This is a genomic window from Peribacillus sp. NPDC096540 (assembly GCF_050278525.1).
Classification (GTDB): Bacteria; Bacillota; Bacilli; order Bacillales; family DSM-1321; genus Peribacillus.
Genome location: NZ_JBNNTG010000001.1, coordinates 405,191 through 425,614 on the forward strand (window position 1 = coordinate 405,191; position 20,424 = coordinate 425,614).

Annotated in this window: 15 protein-coding genes and 1 pseudogene; 4 read left to right on the top strand and 12 right to left on the bottom strand. The window is 36.2% G+C overall.

What is annotated here, in order from left to right; genetic code table 11:
- Nucleotides 1-198: 198 nt before the first annotated feature.
- On the bottom strand, nucleotides 199-1,410 hold the full coding sequence (locus ACQKMR_RS01925; RefSeq protein WP_427695754.1) for a Ger(x)C family spore germination protein: 1,212 nt from the start codon (nucleotides 1,408-1,410) through the stop codon (nucleotides 199-201).
- Nucleotides 1,411-1,701: 291 nt separating this feature from the next.
- Nucleotides 1,702-2,826, bottom strand: a complete 1,125-nt coding sequence (locus ACQKMR_RS01930; protein ID WP_427695755.1) for a GerAB/ArcD/ProY family transporter — start codon at nucleotides 2,824-2,826, stop codon at nucleotides 1,702-1,704.
- Nucleotides 2,827-3,110: 284 nt separating this feature from the next.
- Here ACQKMR_RS01930 and ACQKMR_RS01935 point away from each other — a divergent pair, with 284 nt between their 5' ends.
- Nucleotides 3,111-3,974 (top strand): DUF4349 domain-containing protein, encoded by an 864-nt coding sequence (locus ACQKMR_RS01935; RefSeq protein WP_427695756.1) that lies wholly within the window; start codon nucleotides 3,111-3,113, stop codon nucleotides 3,972-3,974.
- A gap of 52 nt (nucleotides 3,975-4,026) precedes the next feature.
- Here the strand turns inward: ACQKMR_RS01935 and ACQKMR_RS01940 are convergent, their stop codons facing one another.
- The 6 genes and pseudogenes from ACQKMR_RS01940 to ACQKMR_RS01965 all read right to left on the bottom strand — a co-directional run bounded on the left by ACQKMR_RS01940 (nucleotide 4,027) and on the right by ACQKMR_RS01965 (nucleotide 9,557).
- On the bottom strand, nucleotides 4,027-5,391 hold the full coding sequence (locus ACQKMR_RS01940) for an amino acid permease (protein WP_427695757.1): 1,365 nt from the start codon (nucleotides 5,389-5,391) through the stop codon (nucleotides 4,027-4,029).
- 216 nt (nucleotides 5,392-5,607) lie between these two features.
- Nucleotides 5,608-5,922, bottom strand: a pseudogene (locus tag ACQKMR_RS01945) (endonuclease); the annotation flags it as partial.
- 13 nt (nucleotides 5,923-5,935) lie between these two features.
- Nucleotides 5,936-7,111, bottom strand: coding sequence for an MFS transporter (locus ACQKMR_RS01950; RefSeq protein WP_427695758.1), 1,176 nt, complete (start codon nucleotides 7,109-7,111; stop codon nucleotides 5,936-5,938).
- Nucleotides 7,112-7,238: 127 nt separating this feature from the next.
- A complete protein-coding gene (locus ACQKMR_RS01955; RefSeq protein WP_061466277.1) occupies nucleotides 7,239-7,550 on the bottom strand; it encodes an ArsR/SmtB family transcription factor in 312 nt (103 codons plus the stop codon).
- A 615-nt stretch (nucleotides 7,551-8,165) separates the two neighbouring features.
- A complete protein-coding gene (locus ACQKMR_RS01960) occupies nucleotides 8,166-8,513 on the bottom strand; it encodes a phage holin family protein (RefSeq protein WP_427695759.1) in 348 nt (115 codons plus the stop codon).
- A 156-nt stretch (nucleotides 8,514-8,669) separates the two neighbouring features.
- Complete coding sequence (locus tag ACQKMR_RS01965) at nucleotides 8,670-9,557, bottom strand: TetR/AcrR family transcriptional regulator (RefSeq protein WP_427695760.1); 888 nt, start codon at nucleotides 9,555-9,557, stop codon at nucleotides 8,670-8,672.
- Nucleotides 9,558-10,458: 901 nt separating this feature from the next.
- On the opposite strand from ACQKMR_RS01965, the gene katA reads away from it, so the two are divergent.
- Both katA and ACQKMR_RS01975 read left to right on the top strand, forming a co-directional pair.
- Nucleotides 10,459-11,928, top strand: coding sequence for a catalase KatA (gene katA, locus ACQKMR_RS01970; RefSeq protein ID WP_427695761.1), 1,470 nt, complete (start codon nucleotides 10,459-10,461; stop codon nucleotides 11,926-11,928).
- Between the two features lie 306 nt (nucleotides 11,929-12,234).
- Complete coding sequence (locus ACQKMR_RS01975; protein ID WP_427695762.1) at nucleotides 12,235-13,428, top strand: M14 family zinc carboxypeptidase; 1,194 nt, start codon at nucleotides 12,235-12,237, stop codon at nucleotides 13,426-13,428.
- Nucleotides 13,429-13,877: 449 nt separating this feature from the next.
- Here ACQKMR_RS01975 and ACQKMR_RS01980 read toward each other — a convergent pair whose 3' ends face one another.
- Complete coding sequence (locus tag ACQKMR_RS01980) at nucleotides 13,878-14,204, bottom strand: hypothetical protein (protein ID WP_427695763.1); 327 nt, start codon at nucleotides 14,202-14,204, stop codon at nucleotides 13,878-13,880.
- Between the two features lie 314 nt (nucleotides 14,205-14,518).
- On the opposite strand from ACQKMR_RS01980, the gene purT reads away from it, so the two are divergent.
- Complete coding sequence (gene purT, locus ACQKMR_RS01985) at nucleotides 14,519-15,676, top strand: phosphoribosylglycinamide formyltransferase 2 (RefSeq protein ID WP_427695764.1); 1,158 nt, start codon at nucleotides 14,519-14,521, stop codon at nucleotides 15,674-15,676.
- Between the two features lie 905 nt (nucleotides 15,677-16,581).
- On the opposite strand, the gene ACQKMR_RS01990 is transcribed toward purT, so the two are convergent.
- The 3 genes from ACQKMR_RS01990 to ACQKMR_RS02000 all read right to left on the bottom strand — a co-directional run bounded on the left by ACQKMR_RS01990 (nucleotide 16,582) and on the right by ACQKMR_RS02000 (nucleotide 19,995).
- On the bottom strand, nucleotides 16,582-18,060 hold the full coding sequence (locus ACQKMR_RS01990; RefSeq protein WP_427695765.1) for an Lsa family ABC-F type ribosomal protection protein: 1,479 nt from the start codon (nucleotides 18,058-18,060) through the stop codon (nucleotides 16,582-16,584).
- 881 nt (nucleotides 18,061-18,941) lie between these two features.
- On the bottom strand, nucleotides 18,942-19,496 hold the full coding sequence (locus ACQKMR_RS01995) for a DUF1062 domain-containing protein (RefSeq protein WP_427695766.1): 555 nt from the start codon (nucleotides 19,494-19,496) through the stop codon (nucleotides 18,942-18,944).
- A gap of 337 nt (nucleotides 19,497-19,833) precedes the next feature.
- The gene (locus tag ACQKMR_RS02000) at nucleotides 19,834-19,995 is read right to left on the bottom strand and encodes a hypothetical protein (protein WP_427695767.1); all 162 of its coding nucleotides are present in this window, start codon (nucleotides 19,993-19,995) and stop codon (nucleotides 19,834-19,836) included.
- Nucleotides 19,996-20,424 lie beyond the last annotated feature (429 nt).

Here is a 20,424-nt window from a genome sequence, read left to right on the forward strand (position 1 = left end):
AGCTGGCGACAGTTCCTTTTCTTTTTGAAATAAATCAGCTAGATGACTGAAAAATCCGATTAAATATTTCAAGAGTACACGTTAGATAACTTTAGGGGGACAGCAACCATTTTCGAAATAAGGGGCCATGTGCAAATAGATTCCATTTTTAAAAGGGATATCATTAAACACAATTTACCCCCATTTCTTGAAGACCAATTACTCTATCTTTTCTAAAAAGGAATTACCAACCGTACCTACGCGTCGGATTTTTGCTTGCACCTTTATATTCACAGGCACATGCTCAAAATTTTTATCCCAATCTTTTTTGAGTTTTTTCCAGGCTTCAGGATCAGCTCGATGAATCGCCTCACCAAATCCAAAAATGTCTACTTTATCATTTTCCTGTACCTGTTTTATTGAACTAATGAAAAATTTCTTCGCGTCTTTTTCATATATTTTCTCTAATTTTTCTATCGTTTTTGTTTTTGTTAAATCGATAGGACATTCTACTTCACCTAAAGTGCCTTCTACACGAATATTTAGATCTATCTCAGGTTTTCCATTCTTTATCTTACCCTTCATTTCCGTTTTTGAGCTTTTCACTTCATACACAGCTTTTCCGCCTTTAGGGCACGGTAGATTCACAACTGTACTTTTCTCCTTGTTTGTAATGACGTTAAACGTTTTGCTTTGTTTCTCATTTAACCAGCCAACTAATTTATCATCATTAAATGCCGCTAAATTATGAAAGTTCAAACGAGCGGGGGGATCAATCATTTCTACATTATGTTTGCTTAAAGAAGTTTCTTCGTCACCTTTTATATCTGCTTGGATTCCTGTTAACACCGGCTGTTTTCCTTCACTTACTATATCCTGAATCAGTTCGTCTAACTGAATGAAACTTGTTGCTGACCATACATTTGCTGAAACTTCCAGGGCATCAAATATCTGATTTGCAGGTATTTTTTCTAAAGACGTGGGCACCTTCAGTATCTCTTCTGCTTTCATTCCCTTAGCTACGATGATAAAAAAATCGGATCGCAGTTCCCAATCCCTTGAGAGAATATCTAACGGTTTCCCAATTCCTTTTTTTGCTAATGACTCACCGATCACAAGGATTCGAAGATGTGAGGGATATATTTTTCTTGGGGATTCCTTTGTCATTTTTCGGAAAGCCTCAAATACAGTTTCCCCTTTCGCCTGATAGATGATTGTCGGTGATCCACCGGAACCTCCACCGCCTTTTCCCGTAGCTAATTCTCCTGGATTTACCACTTGGGCGGTTACTAGATATTGACCATCCTTTGTACTATCTAGCCCTATGGCCAGCGTAATAGCCAGTTCATTTAATTCACGACGGTTCCAGCAACCCGTAGTGAATAACAGGAATACAATTAGCATGATAAATATGGTAAAGCTCCGTTTCATAGTCGAGACTCCTTTCACTCTATTTATATATAGGGTTCAGACGGGATACGTTTAAAGGGTCATAGCGATACAGTATTTACTAATTTTTGTTTAATCAGATTTTTTCCAGAAACGACCATTGGAGGGGATTGTCCTATTGTTCGAAATTGATGGCAAAATGAATTAGTACCTAAACTATTCCTATTCAAAATCCTATAAAAAACAGAAAGACGTTTACATAAATTTTCTTAGTGTGGGTTTTATGTAAATGATCTATACTCTGAAAATCGGGAGTAATCAAAGGAACGTTTTTTATTTTTGATGTATTTTTTTACGGAATACTTGGACTGCTAATAAAAGAATAGGAAGTACAAGTCCGTACGTTGAAGCGTATAGGGGCCAAATTTCTTTATCAAATGTGGTTTGATGGACCACATTGGGATGTATAAGTAAGGAAAGCGGAATCAAGATCATCCCTAAAGGTAGCGTAAGTGGCCGATAATCCTTCATATTCAATGTTTGTGCAAGACCTATAACAGAAGCGTAAAAGTAAAAAGCCATTTTAAAATAAATCGTGATAATCCACATGATAGCCACTATTGCTTCAATCCTTTGAAGAAAATCGCCAATGTTTATTTTTCTGGCCAAAACATAACTTGGATACGTGATTCTGGCACTATTATCTGCGCCTAAAGTAAGAATAGTTAAAGCGATAATGATGAGTAAACAGATTCCGCCGATTAGTATTCCAATTAAAAAGTTTTTTTCAGCTACTTTTGGTTGATTCACTGAAACAGGAAAAATCATTAATAAAACAATCAATGGTAAAGAAAAAATACTTGTAAAAAGAAAAACAGCACGAATCATCGGTTTTATTCCTGTTTCAAATACGGGTTGTATATTTTCAAACTTAAATTGAACAGGAGGTAAAAGTATTGAGGCCACTAGAACTATGAATAAAAAAACAAAGATAGGAAATAACAATTCTGCAGAACGAGCCAACGTTTCAAGACCAAGGCGAACTCCCATAATTAAGATGCAAGCGAAAAGAATATGGATCGCTTCAATTGGTGTATCAGGCATAATCTCCGTAGTTAAGAAAGTCCCAACATAAAGCAATAGTTCTGTCGTGGAGTAAACTGAAAATAAAATAAACGAAAGTGAGACCGCCTTACCTAACCATTTGCCAAAAAGTGATTCACTGATTTCAACAAGTGTCTTAGTGGGGAACATCCTGCCTACAGCGATATATAAAGCCACCAGCAATAAACCTATGCCTGTACCGATTACAGCTGCAATCCAAGCGTCCTGTTTTACCTCTTGAGCCATAATTCCAGGAATCACCAAGATGGTCGTACCTATAGAAAATAAAATAACTAAAATTGCAAATTGCCGAGCACTAATTTTGAAATTTTCCACTATATCCCGACTTTCCATCGCTGATTATATTCCTATTGTTTCCTTTGTATTGTTAGAATAAACTCTTGCCTTATAGAAAGCTTTGATATATATATCAAAGCTTTCAGATTTCTTTAAATTACTTGTGGCTACTAGTCCACAATTGAGCCTCCGACACATTTAGCTAATTTTCTATAGTTCATAATACTTCCGGACATCCTTATACATAATTTGGATATTGTTGTATCCCTACCTTTTATCAAATGAAGTGTAACTTTCTTCCAAATTATTCGTCGGTAATGTTAAGAGAAGGAGGAATACCGATGAATCGAAAAAAAGTGATACTCATTTTCAGCTTGTTTCTTTTATTGGGGGCATGCAGTAGTAATGATAAAGAAGAATCCTTGTCGATGTCACAGGAAGGAAAAGTGGAAAGTAAAATGGACGCCTCTTTATCTGGAGAACAGGCTTCTGATAAGGAGGCGGAAAAAGAAGCGGCAACAAATGAAAGAATGGTCATCCATCAAGCACAGCTTCGGTTGAAAGTGAAAAATCTTGAAAAAACACAAATGAAGATTGAAAGAAAGGCGAAAGAATACGGCGGTTATATTGTAGAATCCAATGTATACAGGGAAGATGAAGAAATGGTAGAAGGTACGATCACAGTCCGGGTACCGGAAGATCGTTTTCAGGCTTTTCTTGTTGATACCGAGGGGCAGGCTTCAGAAGTGGTCGAAAGAAATGTGACAGGCCAAGATGTAACAGAGCAGTATGTAGATTTAAAAGCAAGACTGAAATCAAAGCGGGCTGTGGAAGAGAGATTACTTGCATTCATGAAGGATGCTAAGAAAACGGAAGATTTGCTGAAAATATCATCCGATCTTGCCACTGTCCAAGAGGAGATAGAGCAGCTAGTTGGGCAAATAAAGTATCTTGAAAACCAAACCTCGTTTTCAACTGTAACAATATCTTTATCGCAAGACCAAATTATTGTGCCGGGTATTGATAATAAAGAATTGAATACATGGGAGAGAACGAAGAAGCAATTCGCAACGAGCGCGAATTTTTTACTTAAAGCATTTTCAGGACTGATTGTTTTTATTTTAGGAAACTTGCCGGTCCTCATTATTTTAGGTGGAGTAGGCGCGGTAATTTATTGGACGCTAAAAAGAAGGAGAAAAGGTTAAATATAAATCATAAAAAAGGGTGTCCAAGTTTGATTGGACACCCTTTATCTATTTATTTTCTCTTATGCAAACCGGTCACATAATACAGGACTACCAATAGGATGATCCAGATCGGACCAACGATAAGAGCAATTCTTGTATCTGCTGAAAAGCCGAGTACAACCATTACGAATACTAAAAAGGCTAGAGTGAAATAAGAAGTGAATGGGAAAAGAGGCATCTTGTAAGCTAAGCCTTGTTTTTCTCCCGGACTCATTTTCCTTCTAGAGATGATCTGTGTGACAAGAATGGTTCCCCATGTCCAGAGTGCACCAAATGTGGCGACACTTGTAACGTAACTGAAAACTTTATCGGCTTCCATGTAGTTAAGGTAAACACCGAAAAGAAGCACGGCAGCCGAAACGATAATGGCAACGCCAGGAACGCCTGACTTTGTTGTACGTTCGAAACTTTTAGGTGATTCACCTTGCTGCGCTAGGTTGAATAACATTCTTCCTGTACTGAAGATCCCGCTGTTACAAGATGAAAGGGCCGCTGTCAGTACGACAAACTGAATGATTCCTGCTGCGCCTGGTATACCGATTTTATCAAACATCATAACGAATGGGCTGTTTTCTCCATTCATTTGATCCCATGGAGTAATCGATAGAATGACTGTCAGAGCTAAAACGTAAAAAAGTAAAATTCGATAAAAGACGGTATCGATGGCTCTTTTTAAAGATTTTTCTGGATTTTTGACTTCACCTGCGGTTACACCGAGCATTTCAATTCCCAAATAGGCGAACATGACCATTTGGAAAGAGAGGATGACACCGGAAATTCCATTAGGGAAAAATCCACCATGTTCAACTAGGTTACCGAATCCAACCGCGATTCCGCCGTTCCCCAGTCCAAAGAAAATCATTCCGAATCCAAGAACGATCATAAGGATGATCGTGACGATTTTAACTAGGGCAAACCAAAACTCCAATTCACCGTAAGCTTTTACAGCAAGAAAGTTAATCGTTGTCATAATGGCAAGTGCGGCTAACGCCCAAGCCCATTGTGGAGTCCCAGGGAACCAAAATTGCATATAGATTCCTACTGCTGTAATTTCAGCCATACAGGTGGCAATCCAAACGAACCAGTAATTCCAACCAGTTATATATCCGGCAAGAGGGCCGACAAATTCGCTTGCATAGCGACTAAAAGAGCCTGCGACTGGATTTTTTATCGCCATTTCCCCTAGTGCCCGCATGATAAGATAGATCATAAGCCCGCCAATTGCATACGAAATAATAATAGCTGGGCCGGCTAATTTAATCGCAGATGCCGAGCCGAGAAATAAACCGACTCCAATGGCTGCGCCAAGAGACATTAATGCGATATGTCTTTCTTCCAATCCTCTATGCAGTTGAGAATCTTTGGAGTTTTGCATAATTTTCCTCTTTTCTTTGTTGGAGTGTAATTTTCTCTTTCTAGCATTTTATCACTAGTAGTGGCGAATCAATATTATTTATTGATTTTTCACATAATATTATTAAATAATATATTTTAATAGAAAGTTTGTAAAGTAAAAATATGAAAACGCTTACTATAAAAGGTATTAGCTTTATAAATAAAGTTAATATTTAAATAATAAATAAATAGATTGTTATTTAAAGAAAGTATAATTATGTGATTTTTCTAAAAATTTAGACTTTATAAGAGGGAAGATGGCTGAGGGCCATTCCGGATGATCAATGAAAGGGTTGCGATTATGCTTATATTTATTATAAATGATTTCATTTCGATTACGTTCAAAAGTATCTACTGGGTCCTGTTCGTTCCATTCCAGCAGGACCGCCAACTTTCCATGATAAGGATTGGTGCAGCGGCTCACTTGATTATTTAGTTCTAAATCAATTTCACCGCTATCACCGTAACGAATGGTCATATAAAACAGCATTCGGGCAATTTCGCTGTTCATTCAATTCACGAACCTACGCTGCGTTAACTCCCTCTACGTTCGAACTGAAAATTTTAATTTTTATCATGATCAAAAAGAAAGCTAGCAATGCAAACACAATTCCGCTCCAAATGAGTTGATGTATTCCCAAGTAAGAAATAAACCAACCACCAATAGACGCCCCTAAAGTAATTCCAAGATTTGAAAATGAGACAAACAAGCTGTTGCCGAATTCAGGTGCTTCGTTCGCTTCAATTGTCAACCATGTTTGACTGACAATTAGACCACCAGAATGCACTATTCCCCAAATGAAAACCATTAGAATCATCGGAATTAAATAAGAGCCCAAATAATAAGCGAATAAATAAATTACTATATATAGAAGGGGAAACATTATAACGGTCTTAGTTATGCTTTTTTGCAAAAATCCACCAAACAAAAAATTTCCAAAAATCATGATTAGACCAAACGCCATCAACATTACACTAATCAAAGAACCATTCATATGTGTTAATTGTCCAAGGTATTCGGCAAAGTAGCTGTATACAGAGAACATCGCTGCAAAGATAAACATAACGGCTGCGATGTTTAACCATAAACCCGGTTTACGTAATATACCAAGCTGCTTTCCATAAGACATTTTTTCCTCATTAGGCATGGAAGGAAGCCACAATAATATTCCTACAAAAGCAATCGCATTTACAACAGCCCCAAATAGGAAAGCAGTTTCTAACGAAAACTTTTCCGCGAAATAAGAAGTTAAAGGTACACCAAATGCAAATCCGAAAGTAATTCCGGCAAAAACCTTTGTAACTGCTTGGTTACTTTTTTCCGGAGGAACAAGTTTGGCTGCAGTCACAAGGGCTATCGAAAAAAAGACAGGATGAAAAATAGCGGGTAGTATACGGAAAGCTAGCATGATATCAAATTTCGTTGTATATGCATAAATAATATTTGAAATCGTGAACATAAATACTGAGGTTAATAGAATTATTTTACGATTAATTCCAGAAGCGAGTAAGGTCAAGAATGGACCTGAAATGGCAACAATTAAAGCAAATATACTTACAAGTAATCCTGCTTGTGAAGTTGTTATATTAAATTTTTGAGTTATCTGGGGTAGGACTCCCACAATACCCATTTCAGTTGTAATAATGCCGAATACGCCTAAAGCCAACATAATTATAAGCAAAGGATTAACTTTTTTCATTAATATAAATCTCCATTCCTATTGTATATTTCTTAATTTATATACAGATTAAAATCATTTATAAAATTAAATATCTGTATATCTAGATATGTAAAAACAAAAAAAGAAGACCTCCTTTACGTTTATTTTATAGTTCTTTTTGAATGTACTCGGAAAATTCATGTATTGTTTTTTCATTTCGACGATAATAAGTCCACTTTCCGATTCGCTCAGATTCCAACAGACCAGCTTTTTGCATGGTTAACAAATAACTAGAGATGACAGATTGTGCAAGCCCCGATTTAACCTGAATATCTCCCACACATACACCAACTTGAAAATTTAGACCTTGTTGAAAATAAGGCTTTTCATTAAAGAACTTCTCTGGATTTTTTAGCCATAGCAAAATTTGACGACGTGTATCGTTTGACAAAGCTTTATAGATTAATGTAGGTTCCATATAAATCATTATATCTATTTTTATAGATTTGTAAATGTAAAATTTACCGTTTTCACTAATACGTAATTTGGAGATGCGGAAAAAGTAACACGAAAAGAAGTGAATCTATATAGTGAATAAGCTCTTATCGAATGTCGTACTTTAGTAGTCCTTTCGATATTCCTGTATGGTCATCGATGATTTCGTGCAGGGTGTTCTTTAGCGAAGACCCTGATTTTCCGCTAGCGGAGTCATAGTAGGAGCCAACCCTCGGTTCCGGAGAATCACCCACTGAATCCATGACTGATGCATCTTTTAAGCAGGAATGGGAGAAGTATGCGGACAGAGTTCCAGTTATGGTGACTTTTTTTTCTTTTAGTGAAGGATTAGAATTTTAACCCAAATTCAGAGCGAAGGGAAGGGGAATCTGAGCATAAAGGATAGCATAAATCTTGGTTTATGTTTTGTGAACATGTCATTCCTCCATAAATCAATTCATTTCCATTTCGATCAGAATTAATTGTCAAAAATAAGCGAATACAGCTATTACATAATAGGGGATTTTAGGGGAATAGCCCGGGAAATATCGAAGGGTGTTATGGAAAGTAGACATGGGAACGAAAAAACGTCAGCATTCTACTGACGGTTTTTCTGCTCTTTTTTTATAATAAGACTTTGGATGAAACTTAATAACAATGAACCGATTAGGGCTCCCCAAAAAGAATCTATTTCAAAGCCACTGACAACATAGGATGTAATTTGGAACGTGAAGGCATTGATAATGAACGAAAACAATCCGAAAGTTAGGATAGTAATCGGTAAAGCTATAAGTTGAAGAATGGGTTTAACTAGCATGTTCATGATTGATAATATAAAAACCGCCAGTAGGGCTGTACCGTAAGATTTTATCGTGATGGAGTCGAGAAGCCAGTCAATAACGAGTAAAATCAACCCGTTGATAAGAAATCGCATTATTATATTCATGAAAAACTCCTCCTGAAGACACTATTCTACACTAGTCATTATACTAAAATTTTATGAATTTCAGTTATATGTTTGCTGAATTGTCACAAAAAAATAGCAACTCGAATAGGTTTTCTTACAGAAAATAAAAACCCCATAAATGGGGCCATAACCAGTTTAGTTACTGGCAATAATCTTTCCGAAATCAATCAATTCTTTTGAGTTTTTAAGCTTTGAATTCGTGTTTAAAGATAGCAGGGCACTTTCGATGAGAAAGTGGCGCGGCTCACCTTTTTGCAGAAGTTCTTCTTGAATAAAGTGAACTAATTTTAAGTGTTTTACCCGTTCTGCTTCATCTTGGCAATGTTTTAAGATGACTTTTTTTAGTTCGGTTGTAGAGTGAAGGAGAGCAGTGTGAAAATCCTGCTTCGTATTGTAACATTCTGGCAACCATTGCTTGATATAATCAGGTTCGAGAAGCTGTACTCCTGATTGGCTCACATCATCGAAAAGAGTTTTAATCCTATCAACACAATAACGAATTATTTCGGTAGGGTTGAAATCAGGCTCTTTAGCTAACGAGTTAAAATGAATGGTTTGGTGCATCATCCCTGAATAAAGTATGGCGCAATCTAATATATAAGGTTTTTTCTCTTCTCCGAATATTTCTAGAAACCGTTTTGATAGCCAATTTATATGTTTGAATTTTGCATGTGTAATAAAGTTTTTAAGTTCGGTATCATTTGAAATCATTATTTCTTCAAATATGGAAAATAATTTATTACTTTTATTGGAGTGTATTTGTAATTCAGATTGTTTGATGAATATTTCAATATCCGCAACATTTTGACCGATTAATAGTTCATTACTTTCATGTTCGAATTTTTCTTGGGTAGAGATAAAGACAGCTTTAAGCAGTTCACTTTTAGAAGAAAAGTAGTTATAAAATGTCCCTTTTGAAATACCGCTATAGTCCAAAATATCCTGAATAGATGTTGCTTGATAACCCTTTTCAATAAATAATTGGTGTGCATACTTAACTACAAGTTGTTTCCGTTCATTCATATAAATCACCCTTACTCTTATTGGACCGTCATTTTAACGTAATAGTATCTTATTTTCTATACGAACACAAACCAGTATTTTCACAACTGTTTTATTGCTAAATTCCAAGGAAGGGAGTAGTGTCCGGACTCCTTCTTTGTATTTGGTCAATATTTCAGTTGTGGTCTTGTTTTTTTACGTTCTTCTTAAAATGTGTTTGATCAGATACCGGAATCTCAGAAAAACAATAGATGCATTAGTTTTAAAATAGAGCTGCCATTCCTTTTATAAGGATGGCAGTTGCAGACTGTAGACAAACTCGATGAAAATCGAGTTTGCCTACAGTTTTTTTATGGCTTGTACAATTTGAACGTTGATTGGAACGTAGGGCACTCGCTTTCCGCGGGCGGTCCAGGAGCCTCCTCGGCTTGCGCCTGCGGGGGTCTCCCCTAGACGCGCTTTTCCCGCAGGAGTCTCGCACCTTCCGCTCCAATCAACTTTGTTATTTTAAAAAAGGTAATGGAAGTGAAGATTATCACATGCGAATCTTATGGTTTGTTATAAAATGAGAGAAGAAGTTAGATTTATCCAATTATTATGAAAGCATGGAAGGTACTTAGACTTATCTTTATTCTCGATTAATAGCCTATTAGATATAGAAATGATAAAATCACGCATCTATGAAGGAATAGTGACATTGGAGTTGAATACCAGTAAAAGGAATAAAAAAATCGAGGAAACTTGAATTAATGCGATTTTAAAAATTTGATAATTCCTTTTCCTGGATTTAAAATAAATGTATAAACAATTATAATCTTAATGAATTAATTATTATATTAAAATTATTATAAATAAGTATTGATTTTTTTCTGATAAGGCTTATCATTATAAATATAAATAATAATGAAAAGGTGGTTCAATTATGACAAATAAGAAAAACCTTACAACTAGCTGGGGTGCACCAGTCGGCGATAACCAAAATTCGATCACTGCGGGACAACGTGGCCCTGTACTCATTCAAGATGTACACTTATTAGAAAAATTAGCGCACTTTAACCGTGAACGTGTGCCTGAACGTGTAGTTCATGCGAAAGGTGCCGGTGCATTCGGTACTTTTGAAGTAACGAACGACCTTTCTAAGTATACGAAAGCTAAACTTTTTAATGGTGTTGGTAAGAAGACAGATTTATTTATCCGTTTTTCTACAGTAGCTGGCGAATTAGGCTCAGCTGATACAGTTCGTGATCCACGCGGATTTGCTGTTAAATTCTACACAGAAGAAGGGAACTACGATATTGTTGGTAACAATACGCCTGTATTCTTTATCCGCGATGCGATCAAATTCCCCGATTTCATTCATACACAAAAGAGAGATCCAAAAACACATTTGAAAAACCCGACTGCGGTCTGGGATTTTTGGTCACATTCACCAGAATCTTTGCACCAAGTAACGATTCTAATGTCTGACCGAGGGATTCCTGCTACACTTCGTCATACACACGGTTTTGGTAGCCATACATTTAAATGGGTGAATGATGAAGGACAAGGCGTTTGGGTGAAATATCATTTTAAAACAGAACAAGGCATCAAAAACCTAGATGTAAATCTTGCTGCAAAACTTGCAGGTGAAAACCCTGATTACCATACGGAAGATCTTTTCAATGCAATTGAAAAAGGCGATTTCCCTGCATGGAAACTATACGTACAAATCATGCCTTTGGAAGATGCGGATACATACCGTTTCGATCCATTTGATGTAACAAAAGTATGGTCTCAAAAAGATTACCCGTTAATCGAACTTGGCCGTATGGAATTGAACAGAAATCCTGAAAACTATTTTGCAGAAGTAGAGCAAGCTACGTTCTCACCAGGAACATTCGTACCAGGAATTGAAGCTTCTCCAGACAAAATGCTTCAAGGACGTCTATTTGCATATGGTGATGCACACCGTTACCGTGTTGGTTCTAATCACAACCAACTTCCGGTTAACCGTCCGAAAGTGGAGGCAAACAACTATCAACGTGATGGCTTCATGCGTGCGGATGACAATGGCAAGGGTTCAGTTTATTATGAGCCGAATAGCTTTGATGGCCCTGCTGAAACAGCTGAAAATAAAACCACTCCATTTGAAGTGACGGGGCAAGCTGCACAAGTAGGACATAATAGTGATGACCACTACACTCAAGCGGGTGACTTATACCGTCTATTGAGTGAAGAAGAAAAAACTAGACTTGTAGAAACTATTGTGGGAGCAATGAAACCAGTCGAATTAGAAGAAATCAAAATACGCCAAATTGGACATTTCTACAAAGCTGATCCAGAATACGGATCACGCATTGCTGAAGGTCTAGGCTTAGTAGTACCACAAAGTATCACAAGAAGCATAAAATAATGAATTCTTAATCTTAACAAAAAGCAAACAGGCATCCATTTTAAAATGGATGCCTGTATTAATTTGAAATCCTAAATAATACAAAAAACGGCTTGATGAGGAGAAAATAGAGGTGGGATATTTTTTTATAGATGATGATAAAATGGGCAATCAAGATGAATGGCTACAGTAAGGGATAGACCAATGTGAAAGTGCTGCCAACCAATCAAAGCGATGTATTTGTATAATGGCACAACCCATTATTGATATGAAAATTAGCAATAATTTGATTAAAACAGCATACATTTGGTTAAGTGGAGGTGCAGTATGGACGTTTTTGTGCGGCAGAATGATTCCTTGTGGCATTATAGCCAATTATTCAATGTGAATTATCAACTGATAATTGATTCCAATAGCGGGATTGATCCTCTTGCCCTCATGATAGGACAGAAGATCAAAATTCCGGGCTTTACGACGACTGGTCATCGGATTAAGAAAGGGGATTCCTTATGGGCGATTGCCAAATCACGCAATCTACCATTGGATTCATTATTTTTGGTCAATCCTAGCCTTAATGCGAATGCCTTGCAAATTGGCCAAACGATTACAGTACCATTAAGGATTACTTGGAGGCTTATTCAAGGAAATCAGGAATATGATTATCAAACGATGATGAATGATGTAAAACGACTGAAAAGCATCTATCCTTTTATTAAAACATCCCCGATTGGAGATTCGGTTCTCGGGAGGGAGATCCCTGAAGTGCTGATTGGGAATGGTGACAAACGAGTGCACTATGATGGTTCATTTCATGCTAATGAGTGGATTACTACCCCTGTGATTATGACTTTTTTAAATGATTATTTAATGGCAATCACGAATCAAACTGGGATCCGCGGTCTATCTCTGTTCCCTTATTATCAGCAGACGATGCTATCTCTCGTTCCGATGGTGAATCCTGATGGAGTGGAGCTGGTTCTAAAAGGACCTCCTGCTGATGCCTCATTGAAATCACAGCTCTTGGAATGGAATAATAATAGCGAGGATTTTTCTGGCTGGAAGGCTAATATTAATGGAGTTGATCTGAATGATCAGTTTCCTGCCAAATGGGAGCTAGAACAAGCTCGTAATATGGTAGCGCAGCCAGGCCCAGCAAATTATTCTGGAAAAGGCCCGCTAACGCAGCCAGAGGCAATTGCGATGGCTGATTTGACAAGAAAACGGGATTTTGACAGAGTGCTTGCTTTTCATACCCAGGGGGAGGTCATTTATTGGGGGTTTGAAGGTTTGGAACCACCCGAGTCTGAAACGATCGTCAATGAATTTGCGAGAGTCAGCGGTTATGAGCCAGTCAAATCCGCAAATAGTTATGCAGGATATAAGGATTGGTTTATTCAGGATTGGCGGAGGCCAGGGTTTACCGTTGAACTAGGCAAAGGAAAAAATCCTCTTCCTTTAACACAGTTTGATGAGATTTATCAGAAAACGCTGGGGATTTTTTTAGCTGGCTTATATATGTAAATTTGCCCATGTGAAAAAGCTCAACTCCGGGTCTTTAGGGGAAGAGCTTTTAGTCTTATAAACTATTAGACCGGAAACGATGAGGGCTGCTACAATAATAAGGTAAAGTTTGAATTTCCTTATCGTTTGCATTATTAACTCGTTTTTAAGCCTAAAAGTAACGATTTTTCTCCAGCATTCGTATTGCTTAATATGCAGCCCTTACCTAAAAGGTATACTAATAGTTTTACGGTAAAGAAGCTTGACTCCTTTAGCGCTAGTATTGGCCCCACCTACGCCAGATACATTGACGGCCACGCATGCCATCCAACCTAAGTTTATTATAATAGAAAGCGCTTACATTTACAAAAAAAACCGTAAAACAAATTTCGACATCTACTCCTGTATACCCACCTTCGTGAGGGGAATTAAACTTCTCACTTAGGCGGGATTCTTTAGGGTTAACCATATTAACGAGCGATAAACTCCTGAAGTTTTTTTGTTAGGCCGCCATTGCCAAATTTAATGAACTTTGACTTTCTTGCTTCCTGTTCTAGAGAAGAAGCAAATTCCAAGAAGGCTAAAAGGTTGATCCGACGGTTAAGGATATGGATGATACCATATTCATAAAACCAATTATCAATCGTATTGTAAACTCCTTTATTCAACGAATATTGCTGCTGGCACCATTGAAAAAATTTTCTATCAGGCAGATGCAGGTACTCCATCTCTTCTAAACGGGTATTTTTTTTCTCCTTCATTATATGGAACGTAGGTCTTAGTAATTCTTTTTGCAAAGTCAATTCCTCCCTCATTTGTTAAAAACGAAAAAGCCCCCTATTCATGTTGTTGAATAGAGAGCCTCTAGTGAACTAGTCAGCCGATATATTTTATTGTTAAAACTAGCATAAAACACATTATTCTTAGTTGTCAAGTATGAATTTAATTAAAGTTTTTGGGGTTAAGTGTTTTATTAGTTAAAAAACCTGAATTTATTATGTCCACTTACAATTAATAAAGAAAATTAAATGAAAAGACGAATAAAATTTTGTGTTTATTCATTTATAGTTCGTATATAATGGTTTTGTAGACATGGAGGAGGAGAGACTGGATGTATAAATCAAAAAAGATTTTATTTTTAGGTTCAGGTGAATTAGGTAAAGAGGTCATTCTTGAAGCACAGCGTCTTGGTGTAGAGACTGTTGCCGTAGACCGCTATGAACAGGCACCTGCAATGCAAGTAGCTCATCGAAGCTATGTCATCGATATGCTGGATGCGAATCAGCTTAGGGAAATTGTTGAAAAAGAGCAACCTGATTTGATTGTCCCGGAAATTGAGGCCATTGCCACATCAGAACTAATCAAATTAGAGCAAGAAGGCTTTCATGTTATTCCTACGGCAAGAGCGGCTAAGTTAACAATGGATCGTGAAGGAATTAGAAGGTTAGCTTCTGAAACACTTGAGCTTCCAACTGCTGCCTACAAATTTGCTGATACATATGAAGAATTTGTCCAAGCTGCCAATGAGATTGGGTTTCCTAATGTCGTAAAACCGCTAATGAGTTCTTCAGGGAAAGGGCAAAGTGTCTGCCGAACGGAAGATGACCTTGAAGAGTGTTGGCAAATTGCGATGGAAGGCGGCCGGGTTCAAAATGGACGAGTGATAATTGAAGAATTTATTCGTTTTGATTCGGAAATCACGCTCCTAACTGTTCGTACAGTAAATGGAACGATGTTTTGTGCTCCAATCGGTCATATTCAGCAAGGTGGGGACTATATTGAATCTTGGCAACCTCATAATATGACAGAAGCACAGATCGTAGAGGCGAAAAGAATTGCTCAAGCTATTACAGATGAACTCGGAGGATACGGATTATTTGGGGTAGAGCTTTTCTTATCAGGAGATAAAGTCTATTTTAGTGAAGTTTCTCCACGCCCGCATGATACAGGGCTAGTGACATTAGCTACCCAAAATTTATCGGAGTTTGCCCTGCATGTACGAGCAATTCTAGGGTTTCCGATTCCAGAAATCACCCTGATTACACCAGGAGCCAGCCGTCCGTTAAAAGCATCAGTTGAGTTATCGGAATATTCTATAGTTGGTGTTGAACAAGCCTTGGCTTTGCCGAATACACAAGTGCGTGTCTTTGGAAAACCAGTCACGAAGGTAGGCAGAAGGGTAGCTGTTGCGTTATCTTCCGCCGATTCAGTCGAAATTGCGCGAGTGAATGCAACTCGTGCTTTGGAATGTTTGAAGGTAGAGAAGTAATATTAAAAAGAGCTCTATTTTTTTAAATATATATAAGAACAATTAGTTACCTAAATATAAAGCCTGTATCTTAGATTACCGAGTAATCATTGATACAGGCTTTTTTTATACTCCTTCTTGAACTAACGCACCCGTTAGTTGCATAACTAAACCTTGGATACTTCCCATAAACCACTAGAAAACAAAAGGACCATAAGAAGGCACACTATAATATATATCGCCTTTCTTACCTTAAATGGTAGTAAAGTTATCAAAAGATAAACAAAATTACCGAAGATTCCTGCTCCACTTACTACTTCACTTTGCTCTTTAGTATATCTAATGGACAATATTAATCCTGTTAGAGATAAAAGAACAAGGAAGAGAAACCCTATATCTATGTTCAATTCAATTTTCCTCTTATTATAGGTGGTTCTCGTTGTTGGTTTGTAATAAAGTTTGATCAAATTAATGCAAATAACCTTGATAAAAGAACAAAAAGAAAGTGCGTGTTTTGAAAAAGATTGATCAAAACTTGCTCTTAAAATATTCTAACAAACTATTTTTTTATAAATAAGTTTAATCAATTAACAGGTATTGCTTGTTCAACTACAATACCTGTTAATTGATTAAACTCTAGATAAACCAAGTAGTGACTTTATTTTATATTCAAAATTGGTAATATTAAACAACTAATTCTGTGTCATTCAAACTTAAACATCTTCTTTAATAGTAGGAAAACCTAATGGTCTTATATATTCCCATATATGAGTGCATTTCGTTAAAGTATTTCCTATTTCCTCATTAAAAAGCCTAATTTCTCAATTTATTGTAGAGGAATTAGGCTTTTTTTCATTACTCCATTAAAGCGCCTTATAGTTTAATGACTTGATTTACTGATTATATTTTCAATCATTCACTTTGAACTACATAGATATAGTTTTTGTTGCAACTGTTTGTTGAAATGCCTGATCATGCTCAACAATAACCATTGTGGGATTAAATTGTTGAATAAGCTCTTCAATCTGCATACGCGAATAAATATCAATAAAATTTAATGGTTCATCCCATATATATAAATAAGCTTTTTCACATAAACTTTTAGCGATAAGCAGCTTTTTCTTTTGTCCACCAGAATAATGAGATATATCTTTCTCAAATTGAATTCGGTCAAAATCCATCTTACGTAGGATGGATTTAAATAACGTCTCATCAATCTCGTGCTCTTCAATAAAGTCCGATAACGATCCCTTCAAATGAGAAGTATCTTGTTGGACATAGGAAATGATGAGTCCTGAACCTAAATTAACTGAGCCTGTATGCTGTATTGGATGTCCTAGAATTAGTTTTAGGATACTACTTTTCCCGCTTCCATTCTTTCCATCAAGTACAATTCGGTCCCCTTGTTCAACTATGAAGCTAATTGGCTCATTCACTATTTGGTCATCATACTTAACAGACACATCAGCCAAAACAACCAATTCATTTGACTGGAATTTCAATTGTTCTAATTTTAACGAATCAGTTTTCTCTACATTTTTTAGTAATTTTGACTTTTCTTCAATTGCTTTTTGTTGCCTTGATTCAAGGTTCTTCGCTCTCTTCATCATCTTGGCCGCTTTATGTCCTACAAAACCCTTATCTAACTTAGATCCTGAATTCCTTGTTCCATTTTTGGAAGCTTCCACTTGATGAGACCAACCTGTTGAACGCTTTGAAGACTGTTTTAATCTCCCGATGTCTTTTTGTAGACGCTCATTTGTAGCCTCTTCGTGTTCCTGCTGTCTATCAAAATTTAACTTCCAAGAAGAATAGTTACCACTTTGAACTTCAATATTTGCTCTATTTATAGATAAGATATGGTCAACGCATCCATCTAAAAAGATTCTGTCATGAGAAATCAAGATAAACCCTTTTTTCTTCCTTAGATAATTAGAGACCATCTTTCGTGCATCAGTATCTAGATGATTTGTTGGCTCATCAATTAATAGAAATTGACCCTCATTCAAAAACAGTGCAGCAAGCAACACCTTTGTTTGTTCTCCATTTGATAATGTTTTAAATGGTCGGTACATGACCTCGGCATCAACATTTAAATAGGATATTTCACGAAGAAATTCCCAATCTTCTGCTTGGGGACAAATTTCTTCAAGGATTTCATGAGTAAACTTGTTCTTATCTGAAATTGGGTAAGGGAAATAATTAAATTCAACCGAAGAAGTGATTTTCCCACTATACTCATAATGCCCTAATAATAAATTAAAGAATGTCGTTTTACCTCGTCCGTTTCTACCGATAAATCCTAGTTTCCAATCCGTATCCATTTGAAAATTTACACCTTCAAAAATATTATCAAAGCTACCTGGATATGAAAAAGTTAAGTCTTGAACTTTTATCATTGACATAATAATTCCTCCTTTATATATCAACACTTTTCATATAAAGTCGGAATATCCATCAATTTTTTAATTCCTCCATATAAGTTTGATGGATATTAACGACTTATATAGAGCATTACATGTGTAACAATAGTGTCTGAATTACTCATTTTTCTCCCTCCTTTATTTGTTGGGTTAAAGTTACGGATTATTAATATCGACTTATCTATAAGAGAATAAAAAAAACCTCCCAATTTATAATTGGAAGGATTAGTCTTTCACTTATACTAAATAAGTCCTTATTAATCATTGGAATCATGATAAATAAAGTATGAACTGATTTATAAAAATGGATAGACCAACCCTATTTTTTTAGTTTGAATTTATTAATTTCAAATTAAAATATAGATTAGTTAATCATTATTCACCCATCAGTCCTCTCATGATTCTATTTTTAAAATAACATTCTTTTTTACGGAATGCAATATTTGAATCATCTTCACCTAATCCTATCCAAACTCATTTAAAATTCTTCAATCAAAGAGATAAAGCATCGCATCATTTTTATAAACATCGCAACTTTGTTCAAAGCTTCGCGTCTTTTTTACAAACATCGTGACTTTATTTCAAATTCATACTCGTTACTTTATATGCACTTTTCATCACCACTTTTACAAGCTTCTGAATCTAATATATTATAACTCCTTGTTGAACTAAACTGCCCCTTTAGTGCCATAAGAGAAAAGCTGCCCCAGCAACCTTCCTTATTGAAGTAAAGCACCCGTTAGTTTATTAAGACAAGCTAACCTTATTCAAGAATCGCGCCCTTTAGCGGAATACTCAATTTCAAGATAAACTTAAAGACAATAATAATGATCAACGCCCCCCACAATCAAAGAAAGGGATGTTTATTCGTGATTTTCAAATGCGAAAGTTGAGTTAATCATTTTTAGTGCGTCGTAAGTAAGTGTAATTTTGATTTGTTTTTCTTTTATTTTATGCTTTCTTATATTAACTTCGGGAATCGTGTATATAAAACCGTTTTCTATCATCTCCCAAAGCATTTTTCTTGAAACGTTTAATTTCTCTTTAAGTAACTTGTCTAGGCGAAGATTAAAGCTATATTGTGACTCAATGTTAATAAAAATTTCCTCCGACAGGTTTTTATAAAAATCAATGTTTTCGCCTTCTGCGATATAATCAATGTTGAAAATTGCTTCCGCTTGATTACTCCTAAGCGTTTCCATATCGAAGGCATATTTCCATGCAGTCTCCTTATCATTTCTTGACATTTTGTCAAATAAGCTTTTATCTATATCTACCGGGTTAATGCGAGAAAAGATAGTTACGTTCCATGTAGAATCACATTGATTACATTTATAAATTAACCATACATCCATTTTTTGTTTATTCGCATTCATTCTAAAAAGTTCACTACAATAAAATTCCTTTTTTTTCCGCATTTATTACAGTTCCTTAGAACCAATGGTGTGCTCTTCGGCTTTATAGACCAAGTAATTATATTTTTTTCATTCATAGAGTATTTTTGTTTAAAACCCATCACTTTCACCTCGGAAAATGTTGTGGAACTATTCCAAAAGTTATTTGCGTGAAAGTGTTATTTTATCATTGGTCTCACCCCTTTGATAAATTTAGATTTTAACTAATGAAGAATTCATTGGACTATACCTCACTTTCATTTAAGAATAACTTTATACCACCAAAATTATCCTCAAATACACAATACGTTCATGTGTTCCTTAGAAACCTTATTCAGCAAACGGGCCAAATTGCAGAAGATCATTTTCCAATCAGTCTCGTTAAAGCTATCCCAAGAAATCCAACACCCATTCCTATCAGCCATCCGATGTGGGAACTTCCTAACAAAGCTCCCACTCCTCCACCAAGAAACATGCAGCCAACGAATACTAATCCTCCAACGCCCCATTTCTTCCGATCCATAATTCAATCACATCCTTTCAATAAAACATATGCTTTTAGCTAACTAACCTTTCTTGAATATGAAATGTTAATTATTTTGCTAGAGGTGGTATAGTTGTTTGGCTTAGGATCAGCAATGGTTAGGGAATTCAAAAGATGGAAATTGACGACTTTGAAGGCATTGTAGGAGGTGATTTTAAACTTTTAAGTGTCATAACTTAAGAGTTGTGGGGGTACAGTCCCGAAAATGCGGATTTACAACGTTAAGGGATCTGGATACCAAAAAAGCCGATTTTCAATTTCGGAAATTTTATACGCTAAGAGAATTCCAACCTAAAAAAGTCAATCTCTCTACGTGAACTGCACCCCAATTGTTAGACACAACTAACAATTGGAGGTGCAGTTTTTTATGGCGAGATTTTCTTCAGAAGAAAAAATACAGGCAGTAAG